This window comes from Pseudogracilibacillus sp. SO10305, assembly GCF_037072005.1.
Classification (GTDB): Bacteria; Bacillota; Bacilli; order Bacillales; family Amphibacillaceae; genus Pseudogracilibacillus; species Pseudogracilibacillus intestinigallinarum.
In genome coordinates this window covers 18,917-36,753 of record NZ_JAXHDE010000022.1, presented here as the reverse complement: position 1 = coordinate 36,753, position 17,837 = coordinate 18,917, and the positions used below count along the sequence as shown (strand labels likewise).

The following is a 17,837-nucleotide window of genomic DNA, read 5'->3' as shown; positions in this document are numbered from 1 at the left end:
GATAATAGAAGTGTACGAAAGCTTAGGTAACGAATCACCGCTACCTAAGCTTTTTTATATGAAAAAATATTTCAAGTAGTTGTTCATAGACTTTCCAGTTCAATTTTAATCGCTTATATATCAATGGAAAGTGGAATGAAACAAATAAAATGTATAAGCAAACTACTAGCAAGGGAAAACTAACGGTGTTATAATTTAAGAAGATTGATTCAAGATTGAAATGGAGGAATTAATAATGGCAATTGTAGACGTAACAGATCAGAACTTTACACAAGAAACAGCAGAAGGTTTAGTATTAGTGGACTTTTGGGCACCGTGGTGTGGACCTTGTAAGATGATTGCACCAGTATTAGAAGAATTAGACGGAGAACTTGGCGATAAAGTAAAAATTGCTAAATTAAATGTTGATGATAACCAAGAAACAGCTGGAAAATACGGTGTAATGAGTATCCCAACACTTTTATTAATGAAAGATGGGAATGTTGTAGATCAAGTAGTAGGTTTCCAACCGAAAGAAGCTTTAGCTGAATTAGTAGATAAACACGCATAAGAACGTACGTCGTTTTTATAAGGATAAGACAAGGAAGAATTAGATTGAAACACGGATGGAAATAGCATATTATTTTCATTCGTGTTTTATTTTTTATCCGCTTTGTTTAAGGGGGAGTTGTTGCATGGGTGGGAAGATTAAAGAAAAATTAAAAGTTCTTCCATTAAAACCAGGTTGTTATTTGATGAAAGATAAACATGGCACAGTCATTTATGTTGGAAAATCAAAGGCGTTACGAAATCGAGTCCGTTCTTATTTCATTGGTGCGAACGACGAAAAAACGCAAAGACTTGTGATGGACATTGTGGATTTTGAATATATAGTAACATCAACTGAAATCGATGCATTAATTTTGGAAATGAATTTAATTAAAAAGTATGATCCAAAATATAATGTTATGTTAAAAGATGATAAAAGTTACCCATATTTAAAAATTACGAATGAGCGTCATCCACAATTATTAATTACGAGACAAGTAAAAAAAGATGGTGGGAAATATTTTGGTCCCTATACGAATGTTATTGCTGCAAGGGAAACGAAAAAGTTATTAGATCGATTATATCCACTACGAAAATGTTCCAATCCTCCAGGGAAATATTGCTTATATTATCACTTAGATCAATGTCGAGCATGTGCGAAAGAAGCACCTTCAAAATTGTTTTATGACAATATAACAAAAGAAATTACACGTTTTTTACATGGTGGGTATAAAGAGATAAAGAAGCAAATTGAAACAAAAATGTTTGAAGCAAGTGAACAATTACACTTTGAGCGAGCAAAAGAACTACGTGATCAAATAACTCATATTGAAGCAGTAATGGAACAACAACAAGTAGCATTAAATGAAAATATTAATATAGATTTATTTAATTATAGTTATAATAAAGGCTGGATGTGTGTGCAAGTATTTTTCGTACGCCAAGGGAAATTATTAGAACGTGATGTTTCTATTTTTCCATTTTATAATGAAGCAGATGAAGCGTTTATAAGTTTTATTGGTCAATTTTATTTGCATAAGAGAAATTTATTGCCAAAACAAATTTTACTACCAATTGGAACAGATGCGGAAATGATTCAACAATTATTAAAGGTTGAGACGTACACTCCATTTCGAGGGAAAAAGAAAGACTTAGTAGAACTAGCAGGGAAAAATGCAAAAATTGCGCTTGATGAACGTTTTAGTTTAATTGAGTTAGATGAAGAACGAACGATTAAATCTGTTGAACGTTTAGGTGATTTATTGGATATTGAATCACCAAGACGTATTGAAGCATTTGATAACTCCAATATTCAAGGAACAGACCCTGTCTCAGCGATGGTCGTTTTTATCGATGGAAAAGCGAATAAGAATGAATACCGCAAATATAAAGTGCGCCATGTGGAAGGTCCAGACGATTTTGATACGATGCGTGAAGTAATACGTAGGCGGTATACACGCGTGTTAAAGGAAAACTTACCGTTACCTGATTTAATTATTGTAGATGGTGGAAAAGGACAGATGAGTGCGGCAAAAGATGTGTTAGAAAATGAATTATCATTATCGATACCTGTTTGTGGGCTTGTAAAAGATGAAAAGCATAAAACAGGTGAACTGTTGTTTGGAGACCCACCTGAAATTGTGCCATTAGAACGCCGATCAAATGAATTTTATTTAGTACAAAGAATCCAAGATGAAGTGCATCGATTTGCCATTACATTTCACCGACAATTGCGTGGAAAAGGTATGGTGCAATCAGTATTAGATGAAATACCTGGTGTTGGTCCGAAAAGAAAGAAAACGCTATTAACTCATTTTAAATCGATCACGGAAATAAAAGATGCATCTTTAAAACAACTTACTGCTTTAGGTATTCCGACTCAAACAGCGGAAACGATTTTAGCACATTTGAATACGGAAGCATAAAAGCATTCCAAAAGTGTTGAGAAGACACTTTGGAATGCTTTTATTAATCTGTAAAAACGACTTGAAATTGTACACGATATAATTTTTCGTTTACTTTTTCTGCAGCCTCACAATGCCTACCATGTATTCGTTGAATCATTTCGGCGATGAACCCTGCTTCCATTCGGAAATCGACATCGAGTGGTGACCGTAATCGATGGACGATATCGTCAGACATTAAATGAAAAATAAGCTCGTGTTTTTTTTGTTTCACTAATTCCAATTTTCCCCAACGAAACTTCTCAAATAAGTATATGAGGTCGTCTAATGATGTTATTTCAATGTTACGAGCTAAGTCCCTACCTGAAAAGTAAAGAATTGCATCTTTCTCCGTTCCTAGCATATTTGGCAAGCATACATATTTTAAAATATCAAAGCCAATTGTTTCAGATGATAGTTGATCTATCGTATGTAATTTTAATTGTTCCTTATCCATGTACGTCATCCTCTACGCTTATTACTTCTTGTATTATAGCATAATTTTATGTAAAATATAGTGTTAGAGAGATAGTAAAATACAATCTAAACTAGAAACAGAGATATTCATAACAAGCTGAATTTTTTTGTATCCGCGTTTGGAGGCGTATTTTAATTATCTCTTAAATAATCATACATATATTTGTATAATAATATTAAAATTAAAATTGTCTATTTCTTGACGCTTTTTCGCGTAAGAAGTACAATAAAGAAGACTTCTTGTTATACGTTTACAAATTTTACATATCATTTTTGTGTAAAACTTAACAAGCGGTTCTTAATTTGTTGTGCAATTTTAATTTTAATATAAAAAAATTTAAGGAGGGAGTAACACATGGTGGATCGTCGTCAATATAACTACCGAAGATTGCATTCACTATTAGGTGTTGTTCCAATTGGACTATTTGTTGTACAACACTTGATTATTAACCACTTCGCAGTATATGGGGAAGAAAGTTTCAACAAAGCAGCTAATTTTATGGGGTCTTTACCGTTCGTATTAGCGCTTGAGACATTCGTTATTTACTTGCCAATCTTATTTCATGCTATCTTAGGAGTTTATATCGTATTCGTTGCTAAAAACAATACGAAAAGATACGGATTTTTCCGTAACTGGCTATTCTTCTTACAACGTGTTACAGGTATTATTACACTTATCTTTATTGCATGGCATGTTTGGCAGACAAGACTGCAAGTAGCAATCTCGGGAGCAGAAGTAAACTATCAAATGATGGAAGATATTTTAACAAATCCATTCTTCTTCTGGTTCTACATTATTTCAATTATCGCAGTTGTATTCCACTTAGCTAACGGGCTATGGGGTTTCTGTGTCTCTTGGGGAATTGCACAATCTCCACGCGCACAAAAAATCGTTACATATGCAACTGTCGTAGTATTCTTTGTAGTTAGCTACATTGGAATTAGAACTATTATTCAATTTGGTTTAGGTGTATAAGATAGAGGAGGGAGTATGAACAATGAGTAATCGTAAAGTCGCAATAGTAGGTGGCGGATTAGCTGGCCTAATGGCTGCTATTAAAGCTGCTGAAGCAGGCGTTCAAGTAGACTTATTTTCAATTGTACCTGTTAAACGCTCTCACTCTGTATGTGCCCAAGGTGGGATTAATGGTGCGGTAAACACAAAAGGTGAGGGGGACTCACCAGCAATTCACTTTGATGATACAGTGTATGGTGGGGACTTCTTAGCGAACCAACCACCAGTACAAGCAATGTGTGATGCTGCTCCAAGTATCATTCATATGTTAGACCGTATGGGAGTTATGTTTAACCGTACACCGGAAGGATTATTAGACTTCCGTCGTTTCGGGGGAACACAACACCACCGTACAGCATTCGCAGGAGCAACTACAGGACAGCAATTATTATATGCTTTAGATGAACAAGTTCGTCGCTATGAAGTAGAAGGACTTGTGACAAAATATGAGGGATGGGAATTCTTAGGCGCTGTAATTGATGAATCAGGAATAGGCCGTGGAATCGTCGCTCAAAACATTAAAACACATGAAATTAAATCATTCCGTTCAGATGCTACTATTATGGCAACTGGTGGTCCTGGTATTATTTTCGGTAAATCAACAAACTCTGTAATTAATACTGGTTCTGCAGCAAGTATTTTATATCAACAAGGTGTAAAATATGCAAACGGTGAGTTCATCCAAATTCACCCAACAGCAATTCCTGGAGACGATAAATTACGTCTTATGAGTGAATCTGCTCGTGGAGAAGGTGGACGAGTTTGGACATATAAAGATGGAGAGCCTTGGTACTTCTTAGAGGAGAAATACCCTGCATACGGAAACTTAGTTCCTAGGGACATTGCTACTCGTGAAATCTTTGATGTCTGTGTAAATCAAAAATTAGGTATTAACGGTGAGAACATGGTTTATCTTGACCTTTCTCATAAGGATCCAAAAGAACTAGACATTAAATTAGGTGGAATCATCGAAATTTATGAGAAGTTCGTTGGAGAGGATCCACGTAAAGTACCAATGAAAATCTTCCCAGCAGTTCACTATTCAATGGGTGGAATGTGGGTCGACTATGATCAAATGACAAATATCCCTGGTATTTTCGCAGCAGGTGAATGTGATTACTCACAGCACGGTGCAAACCGCCTAGGTGCTAACTCATTATTATCTGCTATTTTTGGTGGAATGGTTGCAGGCCCAAGTGCGATTGAATATATCGATGGATTAGATAAACATGCAGAAGATTTACCTGCTTCTTTATTCGAGAAATATGAAAAAGAAGAACAAGAGAAATTCGATGCATTGTTAAACATGAAAGGTACAGAGAATGCGTACCAATTACACCAAGAACTAGGTCAATGGATGACAGACAACGTAACTGTAGTTAGAGACAACGAACGTCTAAAGCAAACAGATGAAAAACTTGTTGAACTACTTGAGCGTTGGGAAAAAATTGACATCGGTGATACGTCTACGTGGAGTAACCAAGCTGTTATGTTTACACGTCAATTAAAAAATATGATCCACTTAGCTCGTGTTATTACTTTAGGAGCACTTCAACGTGATGAGAGTCGTGGTGCACACTATAAACCAGAATTCCCAGATCGTAATGACGAAGAATTCTTAAAAACTACTATCGCTGAATTTGATGCGAAAGCTCAATCACCAGTTATTTCATACGAAGATGTGGATGTTTCTTTAATTCCACCACGTAAACGTGACTATACAAAATCAAGTGAAGGGAGCAAGAAATAATGGCTGAACAAAAAACAGTAACGTTTATTATAACGCGACAAAACGGCCCTGATTCGGCTCCATATGAAGAAACGTTCCATGTTCCTTACCGTAAGAATATGAACGTAATTTCAGGACTAATGGAAATCCAAAAAAACCCAGTGAATGCTAATGGAGAAAAAACTTCTCCAGTTCAATGGGAAATGAACTGTCTAGAAGAAGTTTGTGGTGCTTGTTCTATGGTTATTAACGGAAAAGCAAGACAATCATGTGCTGCTTTAGTTGATAAATTAGAACAACCAATTCGTTTAGCACCTATGAGCACATTCCCGGTTATTCGTGACTTAGTAATCGATCGTAACCGTATGTTTGATGCGTTAAAACAAGTAAAAGCTTGGATTCCTATCGATGGTACACACGATTTAGGACCAGGACCACGTATGCCTGAGAAGAAACGTCAATGGGCATATGAATTATCTAAATGTATGACTTGTGGTGTATGTTTAGAAGCGTGTCCAAACGTAAATGATAAAAACGACTTTATCGGTCCAGCAGCTATTTCTCAAGCTCGTTTATTCAACTCTCACCCAACAGGTGATATGAATAAGAGTGATCGTTTAGCTGGTTTAATGGAACCAGGTGGATTAGTTGGCTGTGGTAACGCACAAAACTGTGTGGAAGTTTGTCCAAAAGGAATTCCTTTAACAACTTCTATTGCAGCGATGAACCGTGCGACAGTAGTACAATCATTTAAAAACTTCTTCGGAAGCGACAACGCATATTAATAATTAATAAGACTAGAATTCATTCGGATTCTAGTCTTATTTTATTGGCTCTTTGTCAAATGGTGTTGGTGACCCTCTTAAAGTCATCTAATATGTAATTGTGTGGAGCCAATAAGAATAGCGTGAATATGTCACTTCGGAAATGTACTCCGCTTTCCGCGTGCGGCTGCTATGCCAAGCTCAGGCTTTGCCTTATCTAGGCCTTTTCTCACGCAGGAATCTACGTACATTTCCTACGTTTCATCTGGCTGTTTATATGCTAGTTTCCTCTTCCTTTGTAGCTTAAACTTCAAGGGAGGAGGATTTTTTACTTTGTATGATTAATCTCCATTTAAAGTGTAAAATGATTCTCTTTTTGAAATTATGAAAGTTTCGATATTATAAATGATACTCTAACAATGTACAAAAACGATTGGATAAGAAGGGCATGCGGACAAAATATGATTGGTATTGCATAATATTTCCGAGGTGAATATTATGCATATGCAAATTGATATTAATATAGTGATTGAAATTAATACGCTGATGTATACGTCAATTTAGCTGTGATGAATTTAGTTATTCTTCCTCGATATGCTTTAATTCTACAGCATTTTCTTCGACTTCGATGTTCTTATCTTGTATATCAAGCAGTAATTTTATATTTCTAGAATAAGACAAGTGATTTCCCGCCTGGATTTGGTTTTGGTCGACTTTAATTCTAAAGGGAAATTCACTGGCACGATATATTGTAGAGTCTTATTTAATATATTTGATCAATGAATAAGACAACGCTTTCATTATTTTTGAAAATGTATTATAATGATTGAACAGTCATTCATTATAAATAGGAGTGAAAATATGAGTTTAGACAATTTAACAGTTCAAGAAGTATGGGGAGAAATTGATCGTGTTGCTAAAGAGAATAAATCGATCATAGAAACAGTGAATGGAAGTTTTGTGTTCGAAATTAAAGCAGGGGAGGAAGTAGTGTATAGCCTAGAATTGACAGAGGGGATTGCAACTATTACAGAAGGGAAATTAAATGATGCCCAATGTACACTTGCGATGAATGAAAAGAATTTTAAAAAATTACTACAAGGTGATTTAAATGCGACTGCTGCATTTATGACGGGAAGATTAAAAGTAAAAGGGGATATTGGACTCGCATTAAAGTTAGAAAATATGTTGAAGAAGCTATCTTTTTAAGGAGGGATTTATATGACAAAAGCACCGTATATTAAAAATTTTAATCGTTGGAAAGAAGAATTTAAATATCACGTACCTATAAAAATTCGATTTTCTGAAACAGATATGTTTGGTCATATGAATAATGTATCTCCGTTTATATATTTTGAAGAAGCGCGTATTGAATATTTTAAAGCGGTTGGCTTGTTTCAAGATTTTGATAAAGTGGAAGATGTTCCTGTCGTAGCAGATTTACAATGTGATTATTTAAAACAAGTATTTTTTGGAGAAACTATTCAATTATACGTGAAAGCGAATCGAATTGGGAGTAGTTCATTAGATATTCACTATATGGGTGTGCAAGAAAATGGAGATGTTTGTTTAACAGGTCGTGGTTCCATCGTAAATATTAATAAGCATACTGGAAAACCAGTCGCAATTAGTGACGAAAATAGAGATAAAATTTTAACGCTACAAAACTGACGATATATGTCAGTTTTTTTGTTATATGGTATGATATTTATTGAGGTGTATACAGTGAAAGAGGAAGAATTAACCCAATTTGCTACCCAATTTTTACGTACCAATTTTCATATCGACTTAACCATTCCAATCGTTCGGAATAATCGTCTTCGTTCTTCATATGGTAGATATGTCATGACGAATAAACAACATCCAGTTCGTATCGAAGTTGCAGGGAAAACATTAGATTACGGTACGGAAGAGGCAATAAAAGGCATTATCAAACATGAATGCATTCATTATGCATTACATATGCAAGGTCAATCGATGCGTGATGGCCATCCTGTATTTGAAAAAACATTACGAAAACATAATGCTCCTAGTACAAATACGATGAAAATTGGTTTATTTTATCTTTTTCGTTGTGAAACATGTGCACGTACTTATGAAACAAATCGTAAACAAATAAGTAAAACGCCAAAAAAGTATCGTACAAAATGTTGTAATGGAAAAATTACCATCATGGAAACTAGGAAATATGATGGAAAACATTTTTCAAAAGTATCACATTCATTTACTTGTTGAAACGTTAGAAATGTATTAGCATGGATATGGGAGTATTTTGAAAATTTCAACATTAATGGAGGCATATACATGGCAAGCGAACGTTATGAAAAAGGAATGGACGTATTAAAGGATTTTAATTTAGTAGATCAGCATCATCCGGAAGGACATATGGATATTGGAGCAGGTTTTAAAGATTTGGCACCAGATTTAGAAGATTTTGTAGTGGAGTTTGCCTTTGGAGATATTTATGGTAGAGAAGGCATTGACCCAAAACAAAAAGTATTAGTAACAATGGCATCATTGGTTGCCCAAGGTATCCCACAAATTGAAATGCATGTAAAAACAGGAATTAAAGTTGGATTAACTCCAGAAGAAATTGTTGGTGCAATTATTCATATATTACCATATGCTGGATTTCCAAAAGTTTTAAATGGATTAAAAGCAGTACAAAAAGTCTTCAATGAACAAGGAATTACTGTAAAAACGAAATGAAGCATTAATTAATTGAATAGAATCACTAGGGGTGTTTTTAAAAACTGAGATGAGGTTATCCTCAAACCCTTTGAACCTGAACTAGTTCATACTAGCGTAGGAAAGTGTATGATTGTATGTATTTGGAACGAATTCTGTTTTTTTTACATACTATTTTGCTATAAATACGCAATTTTCCTATGAATATTAGGGGAATTGCGTTTTTTAATGTTTAAAAAGGAGAGGGAAAAATGAAGAATCATAAACAGATGCATATTGGAGTATTAGTGATAGGTTGTGGCCACCATCAGGCTGCATGGTTAAGTTCGGATTCAAGTGTTGAACGTGTTGGAGATATTGCATATTATCAAGAATTAGCTCAAATTGCAGAAAAGGGATTGTTTGATGCTGTGTTTTTCGCAGATAATCAATCGTTTCAAGGTATTAGTGCGAATGTTATGCCGGCTTTTTGGTTTGACCCCATTGTGAATTTAACTGCTATATCGCAAGTAACGAACTATGTTGGTTTAGTATCTACTATTTCGAGTACATTTTCCAATCCATTTACAGCTGCGAGGCAAATTTTAAGTTTGGATCATGTGTCTGGCGGGCGTGTTGGTTGGAACCTCGTTACATCGATGACAGATTTAGAGGCACAAAATCATAGTATGGAAAAACTGCCAATTCATGCGAAACGTTATGAAAAAGCGGCAGAATTTGCAGATGTTGTTACAAAATTGTTCGATTCATGGGAAGAAGCAGATTTTATTCATGATAGAAAAACGAAACAATTAATGCGTCCAAATAAAATAAACCCAATAAAGCATATTGGAAAATACTTTCAAGTGCGTGGGCCGCTAACGACTCCAAAAAGTCCACAAGGTCGTCCGGTACTGATGCAAGCAGGTGCATCGAATCCGGGAATTACATTAGCAGCCGAATATGCTGATGCGGTTTATTCTGTTTCATGGAACCGGAGACAAGCAAGGGAGTTTAGAGAAAAGATGGATCAAGCTGTTTTGGAACGTGGCGTGAGAAATAGACATATTAAAATTTTTCCGGGGTTAGTAACGTATGTTGGCAAAACTCGAGAAGAAGCATTTGAGAAAAAAGCGAAATTAGACAAGCTGTTGGATACAGACACTATTTTAAATCAATTAAGCATTTTCGTCGGACAGGATTGTTCTAAGTGGGATTTAGATAAAAAGGTGCCAGTCCTTCCACCTGTTGAGGAATTTTCTGGACCGGTAGGACGTTATAAAACTATATTAGAAATTATTCGTGATAAAGATCCGACCGTAAGAGAATTATTAAGTTATTTAAATGCTGGTGGGGGCCATTTTACTTTAATTGGAACGCCCGAGGAAATTGTCGATGAAATGGAATTATGGTTCAAGGAAGGGATTGCAGATGGCTTTAATTTAATGCCACCTTCCTTTCCACATAGTTTAGAAGATTTTGTAGAATTGATCATTCCTGAACTACAGAAACGTGGATTATTTAGAACCTCCTATGAAGGCTCAACTTTACGTGAACATTTTCAACTGGAAGAATAATAGAAAAACCGACTTTCGATAGTGAAAGTCGGTTTTCGTTATAATGATAATTCCCCCATTCTAACAAGCTCTATCACTGCCTGTGCACGACCTTTTACACCCAACTTTTGGATAACGTTTGAAATGTGGTTTCGGACAGTTTTTTCAGATATGAATAGTTCTTCTGCGATTTCCTTTGTTGTTTTGTCTTGTAAAAGTATCGTAAATACTTCTCTTTCACGTTTTGTTAGTACGCTTTGTTGGTGAAAGTTTTTCGAGTCGTTCAAATGGTCCCCCTCCTTGCTGTCGGTGAGATGCATTTAGAAGGGAATTATTTAGTCAGTTTATTTTATGAATAAATGTACGAAAAGTGCGTAAAATGAATGATTTATACGTTTATCCTTTGTTTGATATGACATTTGTCACATAGAAATGATGACATTTACGTCTAATAAAAAGATTTTCACTCTCTTATACTAAAATAGGACGCCTATGAGGGGGAGAAAAATGTCAAAAGAGAAAACGAGAAAATTACATCAACAAGTAAAGCCGTATACATTTGCGGATCATAAAAAAAGTACGATACAAATTTTTAATACGATTGTGCCGTTAATTGCTACTTGGATTATCGCATATATAATGGTACCAATTAATATGTATGTAGCGATTGGCTTATCGGTGATAGCAGCAGGACTGATTGTTCGTACATTCATTATTTTTCACGATTGTACACATGGTTCTTTTTACCATGACAAACGAAAAAATAATATGTTAGGAACGATTACAGGAGTGTTAACGAGTTTTCCATATGAAAAATGGAAACGAGAACATGCGATTCACCATGCTTCTAGTTCTAATTTAGATGAACGTGGCATTGGAGATATTTGGGTAATGACAATAGAGGAATATGAGGAAGCAACAAAATGGGAAAGATTGAAATATCGTCTATACCGTAATCCGATTATTATGTTTGGGTTTGGTCCGCTATATTTAGTGCTTGTGTCAAACCGACGTAATAGAGCGGATGCGAAGCAAAAAGAGAAAAATAATACGTATTTAATTAATGCTATATTACTTATAGGAACGGTTTTAGTTATCGTTTTTGTTGGTTTCGTACCATTCTTAATCGTGCACGGAATATCGATTTATATTGCAGCCGCATTAGGTATCTGGTTATTTTATATTCAACATACGTTTGAAGATTCGTATTTTGAAGAAGAATCTGAGTGGAATTATGTGAAGGCAGCAGTAGAAGGAAGTTCATATTATGAGTTACCAAAATTTTTACAATGGTTAACAGGAAATATCGGCTTCCACCATGTCCATCATTTAGCACCACGTATACCGAACTATTATTTAGAAGAGGCACATGAGACGACTCCAGATTTACAATACGCAACAACGATTACACTTAAAACGAGTCTAGATTCCTTGCGTTATAAATTATATGATGCAGAAGCACAAAATTTTATTACCTTTAAAACGTGGAAGCAGCGTCAGCGTGAAAAGTTAAACGAAACAAAGCAAAATCGTGTGGTAAAACATTCGAACAAAACGAGAATCAATTAATAGACATACAAGTATGAAGTTATGCTAGCGAGTAGTTGATTGCTAGCATATCTTTTTGTTTTAAAGGGACTTCCAATATATAGATACCATTTTGGGTTTATTCAAATAGTCTCAAAAAGTATTTTTATAGATTTAAATGAACAGATGTTGTAATGCAATATTTATTGCTATAATAGAGGCAATAGGAAGAGGGTGTTATTTTTGCGTAAATGGTATAGTATTTTTCCGAAGAAACCATGGATTAGTATTTACACATGGATTATTTTATGTTTTTTACCATTTTTCTTTATTTTTAAATCATCTTCTTTTGTAGAAATTGGCATCGGCATTACATTATTAATAATGTTTTTCATTTCCTATATATTTTCTTTCAAGTCTAAAAGTGGACTTGTATATATGTGGCTTAGTTTTGAAATGATTGTAAACATTGCAATGATTTATTTGTTTGGCTTTGTTTATTTTGCTATTTTTACAGCCATCTTTATTGGAAATATTCGACATTATGCAGGTTTTTTTATTATGTATGGGCTTCATATTGCAACGACAGTTGGGGCAGTTATATTTGGTTATTTTTTTCGATTAGACTTACTACTGCCGCAAACACCGTATATCGTTATTAGTGTCATTGGGACAGTGCTGTTACCGTTTCATTTATATAATCGAACGAAACGTGAAAATTTAGAAGGCGAGTTAGAAGTCGCACGGGAAAAAATATCAGAACTAATTATTTTTGAAGAAAGACAACGTATCGCAAGAGATTTGCATGATATTTTAGGACAAAAATTATCTTTAATTGGACTAAAATCAGATCTTGCTGGCAAATTATTAGAAAAAGATCCGGAACTTGCTACAAATGAATTAAAAGATATTAGAATGACTGCAAGCACCGCATTAAAAGAAGTACGTGAATTAGTGACACATATGCGTTATCGAAAGTTGACGGATGAATTAGAACGAACGAAGCAAGTATTAGAGGCTGCAGAGATCGATGTTGCAATCAAAAATGAATTAAAGAATGAATCGGTTCCACCTGTTATTGAAAATATTTTAAGTCTTTGTCTAAAAGAGGCTGTAACAAATATCGTTAAACATAGTGGAGCGACGAAAAGTGATATTTATATAACACAAAATGAGGAAGCATATATATTAAAAATTAAAGATGATGGAAGAGGATTTCCGAAAGATAAAAAGCAATCATTTGGAAGTGGAATTGCTGGGATGAGAGAAAGACTGGAGTTTGTAAATGGTACGTTATACATAGGGTCCCATAATGGAACAGATTTGTCAGTTGAAGTACCAGTCATTATAAAAAACATTGCCAAAGGGGGTGTCATGTAATGATTAAAATTATATTAGCAGAGGATCAAGGAATGTTACTTGGTGCATTAGGTTCGTTGTTAAATATGGAAGATGATTTTGAAGTTGTCGGAACAGCAACAAATGGAGAAGAAGCAGTAGCATTAGTTCAATCATTACAACCCGATGTTTGTGTGATGGATATTGAAATGCCAGTAATGAATGGCCTGGAAGCAGCTGAATTATTAAAGGAAGATCCGTGCAAAAAAATTATTTTAACGACATTTGCTCGTACAGGATATTTTGATCGGGCTAGAAGAGCTGGGGTACAAGCATACTTATTAAAAGATAGCCCAATTGAACAATTAGCTGAAGCAATTCGTTTAGTGATGGCAGGAAGAAAAATGTATGCACCAGAATTAATGGATATGATGTATGAGAGTGATTTTATTGAAAACCCATTAACAGAGCGAGAATCTGAAGTATTAAGTCTTGTTGCAAAAGGAAAATCAACGAAGGAAATTGCTGCTACATTATTTTTATCTCCTGGAACGGTCAGAAATTATATGTCGACAATTTTAGAAAAGTTACAAGTTGGTAATAGGATAGAAGCAATTTCTCTCGTAAAGGAAAAAGGATGGTTGAAGTAAGTCGAAGTTACTTCAACTTTTTTCGTCTTTTCTTTTTTCCTTTCACATGTACGTATGATAAAATATATATCGTTACAATAATAAATGAGGTGGAATTTTGAATAGAGCAATAGGTGTCATTGATTCAGGTGTTGGTGGATTAACTGTTGCATATGAATTGATGAGACAATTACCGAACGAAAAATTAATTTATGTTGGTGACACAATGCGATGCCCATATGGACCGAGACCAGAACATGAAGTAAAACAGTTCACAATGGAAATGGTTCATTTTTTATTGGAAAAAGATGTGAAGATGATTGTTATTGCATGTAACACAGCGACAGCATTTACGATTAAACAATTAAAGGAAGAACTATCGATTCCAGTCATTGGTGTCATTAAACCTGGTGCTCGTGCCGCCATTAATGCAACGAATAATAAGCAAATAGGTGTGATTGGAACAGAGGGAACGATACGAAGTGAATCATATGTCCGTGCATTACATAAAATAAATCATACGTTAGGAGTAACTACCCTTGCTTGTCCGACATTCGTACCGATGGTGGAAAAAGGTATAACAGATGGGGAAGAAGCGTTTCAAGTTGTAGCGGAAGCATTAGAACCATTACGTACAGTGAATATTGATACATTGGTGCTCGGCTGTACTCATTATCCAATTTTGCAAAAAACGATTCAACAAGTAGTTGGACATGATGTTCAATTAATATCTTCAAGTGAAGAAACTGCTAGAGAAACGAGTGCGATTTTAGAAGTGCATCATTTACTACAAAAAAATGTTCGTACGGCGAAACATCAATTTTACATGACTGGTAATTTAGAAACATTTACTAAATTATCAAATATCATTTTTGAAAACTGTATTGAATGCCTACAAGATGTGATGATGGATAAAATTAATCTTCCGATACAGGTATAAATGGACACACCATGTCGTATATTGTACTAGTATATGACAGGAGGGGATTTTGTGCGCACGAAAAAAATCCGTGTAGCGATAACTGCGGGTGTAGGTATGTTTTTATTATCTGGTTGTTTTCAAGGAGCTGAAACGATAGAAGAAATTGATATGCCAGAGGATATTCCAATCATTGACGAGACAGAAGAAAATATGAATGAATCTGAAGAAACTAATTCTGAGGAAAACGATGTAGAAGAAACAGCTGAAACTACAGAACGGACACTTTATGTATTCGATAAAGATGGAGTTGTTGCCCCGATTCAAATAGAAATACCTAAAATCGAAGGAGCGGCAGCCCAAACGGTTCAATATTTAGTGAAAGATGGACCTGTCACGGAGTTATTACCAGAAGGTTTTGCAGCAGTTTTACCAGAGAAAACAGAAGTGTTAGGAACGAATGTAACAGAGGACGGAACATTAATTGTTGATTTATCAGCGCAATTTGCAAACTATGAGGCGGAAGATGAAATACGCATATTAGAAGCCATGACACATACGTTGACCCAGTTTGAACAAGTGGAAAACATAAAACTGAGAATTGATGGAGAAGATATAGATGAAATGCCTGTCAATGGAACACCAATTGCAAACGGGTATAGTAAGAAGCATGGAATTAACATACATATGGATGAAAAGCCACATTTGCAACATAGTGAACTTGTCACGATTTTTTATCCGAAGCAACACGAGGAAATGACGTACTTTGTACCAGTATCGACGTATATTGATCGTACGGAAGATGTATTTGAAGCAAAGGTGCAAAAATTACTCGAAAACATTCCACGTGAATTAGGCGTACAAGATGTGTTCCAACAAGAAGTATCTTTAGAAAAAGCACCTGAACTAAATGAAGGTGTGTTACAATTAGTATTTAATGAGTATATTTTTAACGATGATGAACTTCCAATCATTCAAAAAGATGTAATGGAAACATTAGTAAGATCTTTAGTAGATGGGGAAGAAGTACAAGCGATAGATGTACAAGTTGAACAGCTAGATGAGATTATGGATGAAGACGGAAATGTGTATGATACACCTGTTCAATTATCAGATTTTCAACAAATGGAAAAAATGTAACTGAAAATATGTAGGAGGGCGAATATGAACGCGACAATTAGACCAACAAATATAATAACGAATTTTACAATGCACCCTGAAGGTTCTGTATTAATAGAAGTTGGAAATACAAAAGTAATTTGTAATGCAACGATTGAAGAACGTGTCCCACCATTTATGCGTGGACAAGGGAAAGGCTGGATAACTGCAGAGTATGCCATGTTGCCACGTGCAACCGATCAACGTAATACGAGAGAATCATCTCGTGGAAAAGTGAGTGGTCGTACGATGGAAATCCAACGTTTAATAGGACGTGCATTACGAGCAGTCGTCGACTTAGAGAAATTAGGGGAGCGCACAATTTGGATTGATTGTGATGTTATCCAAGCGGACGGTGGTACGAGAACTGCATCGATCACTGGTGCCTTCGTTGCACTGGTCCTTGCTTGTGGCAGACTATTAGAGGAAGATAAAGTGAAAAATTTACCTGTAACAGATTACTTAGCTGCAACAAGTGTTGGTGTATTGGAAGATGGGGAAGTTGTCCTTGATTTAAATTATGAACAAGATTTTGCTGCAAATGTTGATATGAATGTCGTAATGACTGGTGAGGGAAAATTTGTTGAAATTCAAGGTACAGGGGAGGAATCAACTTTTTCCTATGACGAATTACAATTAATGCTCGAACACGCGCAAATTGGAATTGAGCAACTTTTTGCAGTACAAAAAGAAGCACTAGGGATGTTGGCAGAGGAAATTGGATTTGAATTAGAAGTGAAAGAAGAGGAATAAACAATGAAACAATTAATGATCGCATCAGGAAACAAAGGAAAAATTAAAGAATTTCGCGACATGTTTGAGCCATATGGAATCGAAGTTCGTTCACTAGCTGATTATGAGGGACAGCTTCCAGATGTCGAAGAAACTGGTGATACTTTTTTTGAGAATGCCCGTTTAAAGGCGGAAACCATTTGTGAACTTGTTCAAACACCTGTATTAGCAGATGATTCTGGCCTTTCAATTGATGCTTTAAATGGTGCGCCGGGCGTATACTCCGCACGTTATGCAGGAGAACCGACGAATGATGTAAACAATTATGAAAAAGTGCTACAAGAGTTAGTAGATGTTCCAGAGGAGGAACGTCATGCTAAGTTTATTTGCGTATTAGCGATAGCACGTCCTGGAAAGGAAACAGTTTATTTTGAAGGAAACTGTCCTGGAAAAATTACATTTGCTCCTGAAGGGGATAATGGATTTGGATATGATCCAATTTTTATACCTGAAGGATACAAACAAACGATGGCACAATTAGAAACGGTTGAAAAAAATAGTATAAGCCATCGTCATCACGCATTAGAAAAATTAAATATTTGGTTTGCATCGAATGACATATAATATGTCATTATAGAGCATACTAAAGTTAGCCCTCCATCATAGACCTCCAATTTTCCGATAAGCGGTAAATTGGAGGTTTTTAATGTTTATATAATAAAAAAGGTTGTTATCAATGGTATATTCCATTGATAACAACCTAATTCACGTTTAAGCGTCCCCGGAGCGATTCGAACGCCCGACCGACAGCTTAGAAGGCTGTTGCTCTATCCAGCTGAGCTACGAGGACAATAT

At 35.3% G+C, this 17,837-nt stretch carries 19 protein-coding genes, 1 tRNA gene and 1 riboswitch; of the genes, 17 read left to right on the top strand and 3 right to left on the bottom strand.

Annotated elements, in window-relative coordinates; genetic code table 11:
* The first annotated feature begins 235 nt into the window (after nucleotides 1-235).
* Together trxA and uvrC are read left to right on the top strand one after the other, a co-directional pair.
* Nucleotides 236-550 carry a thioredoxin gene (trxA, locus tag SPD45_RS13675; protein ID WP_336268335.1) on the top strand — a complete coding sequence of 105 codons (315 nt, stop codon included), beginning with the start codon at nucleotides 236-238 and terminating at the stop codon, nucleotides 548-550.
* A 124-nt stretch (nucleotides 551-674) separates the two neighbouring features.
* Entirely contained in the window at nucleotides 675-2,453 is a 1,779-nt protein-coding gene (gene uvrC / locus SPD45_RS13670; RefSeq protein ID WP_336268334.1) for an excinuclease ABC subunit UvrC, read from the top strand.
* Nucleotides 2,454-2,496: 43 nt separating this feature from the next.
* On the opposite strand, the gene SPD45_RS13665 is transcribed toward uvrC, so the two are convergent.
* Nucleotides 2,497-2,928, bottom strand: coding sequence for a DUF2507 domain-containing protein (locus SPD45_RS13665; protein ID WP_336268333.1), 432 nt, complete (start codon nucleotides 2,926-2,928; stop codon nucleotides 2,497-2,499).
* A 375-nt stretch (nucleotides 2,929-3,303) separates the two neighbouring features.
* On the opposite strand from SPD45_RS13665, the gene SPD45_RS13660 reads away from it, so the two are divergent.
* The 8 genes from SPD45_RS13660 (at nucleotide 3,304) to SPD45_RS13625 (ending at nucleotide 10,700) form a co-directional block, all read left to right on the top strand.
* Entirely contained in the window at nucleotides 3,304-3,924 is a 621-nt protein-coding gene (locus SPD45_RS13660) for a succinate dehydrogenase cytochrome b558 subunit (RefSeq protein WP_336268332.1), read from the top strand.
* 22 nt (nucleotides 3,925-3,946) lie between these two features.
* On the top strand, nucleotides 3,947-5,713 hold the full coding sequence (sdhA, locus tag SPD45_RS13655) for a succinate dehydrogenase flavoprotein subunit (protein WP_336268331.1): 1,767 nt from the start codon (nucleotides 3,947-3,949) through the stop codon (nucleotides 5,711-5,713).
* Nucleotides 5,713-6,477 (top strand): succinate dehydrogenase iron-sulfur subunit, encoded by a 765-nt coding sequence (gene sdhB, locus SPD45_RS13650; RefSeq protein ID WP_336268330.1) that lies wholly within the window; start codon nucleotides 5,713-5,715, stop codon nucleotides 6,475-6,477. The genes sdhA and sdhB overlap by 1 nt, the downstream gene beginning before the upstream one ends.
* Nucleotides 6,478-7,317: 840 nt before the next feature.
* Complete coding sequence (locus SPD45_RS13645; protein WP_336268329.1) at nucleotides 7,318-7,665, top strand: SCP2 sterol-binding domain-containing protein; 348 nt, start codon at nucleotides 7,318-7,320, stop codon at nucleotides 7,663-7,665.
* Between the two features lie 12 nt (nucleotides 7,666-7,677).
* Entirely contained in the window at nucleotides 7,678-8,127 is a 450-nt protein-coding gene (locus SPD45_RS13640) for an acyl-CoA thioesterase (protein ID WP_336268328.1), read from the top strand.
* Nucleotides 8,128-8,181: 54 nt separating this feature from the next.
* The gene (locus SPD45_RS13635) at nucleotides 8,182-8,691 is read left to right on the top strand and encodes a SprT-like domain-containing protein (RefSeq protein ID WP_336268327.1); all 510 of its coding nucleotides are present in this window, start codon (nucleotides 8,182-8,184) and stop codon (nucleotides 8,689-8,691) included.
* Between the two features lie 69 nt (nucleotides 8,692-8,760).
* Nucleotides 8,761-9,165, top strand: coding sequence for a carboxymuconolactone decarboxylase family protein (locus SPD45_RS13630; protein WP_336268326.1), 405 nt, complete (start codon nucleotides 8,761-8,763; stop codon nucleotides 9,163-9,165).
* Between the two features lie 17 nt (nucleotides 9,166-9,182).
* A riboswitch (TPP riboswitch) is annotated at nucleotides 9,183-9,285 on the top strand.
* A gap of 110 nt (nucleotides 9,286-9,395) precedes the next feature.
* Nucleotides 9,396-10,700: an LLM class flavin-dependent oxidoreductase gene (locus tag SPD45_RS13625; protein ID WP_336268325.1), complete on the top strand. Its 1,305-nt coding sequence runs from the start codon at nucleotides 9,396-9,398 to the stop codon at nucleotides 10,698-10,700.
* 38 nt (nucleotides 10,701-10,738) lie between these two features.
* Here the strand turns inward: SPD45_RS13625 and SPD45_RS13620 are convergent, their stop codons facing one another.
* Complete coding sequence (locus tag SPD45_RS13620; protein WP_336268324.1) at nucleotides 10,739-10,966, bottom strand: helix-turn-helix domain-containing protein; 228 nt, start codon at nucleotides 10,964-10,966, stop codon at nucleotides 10,739-10,741.
* A gap of 220 nt (nucleotides 10,967-11,186) precedes the next feature.
* Between SPD45_RS13620 and SPD45_RS13615 the strand changes: the two genes are divergently transcribed.
* The 7 genes from SPD45_RS13615 to SPD45_RS13585 all read left to right on the top strand — a co-directional run bounded on the left by SPD45_RS13615 (nucleotide 11,187) and on the right by SPD45_RS13585 (nucleotide 17,606).
* Nucleotides 11,187-12,248: a fatty acid desaturase gene (locus tag SPD45_RS13615; protein WP_336268323.1), complete on the top strand. Its 1,062-nt coding sequence runs from the start codon at nucleotides 11,187-11,189 to the stop codon at nucleotides 12,246-12,248.
* A 201-nt stretch (nucleotides 12,249-12,449) separates the two neighbouring features.
* Nucleotides 12,450-13,586, top strand: coding sequence for a sensor histidine kinase (locus SPD45_RS13610; RefSeq protein ID WP_336268322.1), 1,137 nt, complete (start codon nucleotides 12,450-12,452; stop codon nucleotides 13,584-13,586).
* Complete coding sequence (locus SPD45_RS13605; RefSeq protein WP_336268321.1) at nucleotides 13,586-14,194, top strand: response regulator transcription factor; 609 nt, start codon at nucleotides 13,586-13,588, stop codon at nucleotides 14,192-14,194. Before SPD45_RS13610 ends, SPD45_RS13605 begins: the two co-directional genes overlap by 1 nt.
* Nucleotides 14,195-14,291: 97 nt before the next feature.
* On the top strand, nucleotides 14,292-15,113 hold the full coding sequence (racE, locus tag SPD45_RS13600; protein WP_336268320.1) for a glutamate racemase: 822 nt from the start codon (nucleotides 14,292-14,294) through the stop codon (nucleotides 15,111-15,113).
* Nucleotides 15,114-15,164: 51 nt separating this feature from the next.
* Nucleotides 15,165-16,232: a GerMN domain-containing protein gene (locus SPD45_RS13595; protein ID WP_336268319.1), complete on the top strand. Its 1,068-nt coding sequence runs from the start codon at nucleotides 15,165-15,167 to the stop codon at nucleotides 16,230-16,232.
* A 24-nt stretch (nucleotides 16,233-16,256) separates the two neighbouring features.
* Nucleotides 16,257-17,003, top strand: a complete 747-nt coding sequence (gene rph, locus SPD45_RS13590) for a ribonuclease PH (protein WP_336268318.1) — start codon at nucleotides 16,257-16,259, stop codon at nucleotides 17,001-17,003.
* Between the two features lie 3 nt (nucleotides 17,004-17,006).
* Complete coding sequence (locus SPD45_RS13585) at nucleotides 17,007-17,606, top strand: XTP/dITP diphosphatase (protein ID WP_336268317.1); 600 nt, start codon at nucleotides 17,007-17,009, stop codon at nucleotides 17,604-17,606.
* A gap of 152 nt (nucleotides 17,607-17,758) precedes the next feature.
* Here the strand turns inward: SPD45_RS13585 and SPD45_RS13580 are convergent.
* A tRNA-Arg gene (locus SPD45_RS13580) sits at nucleotides 17,759-17,832 on the bottom strand.
* Nucleotides 17,833-17,837 lie beyond the last annotated feature (5 nt).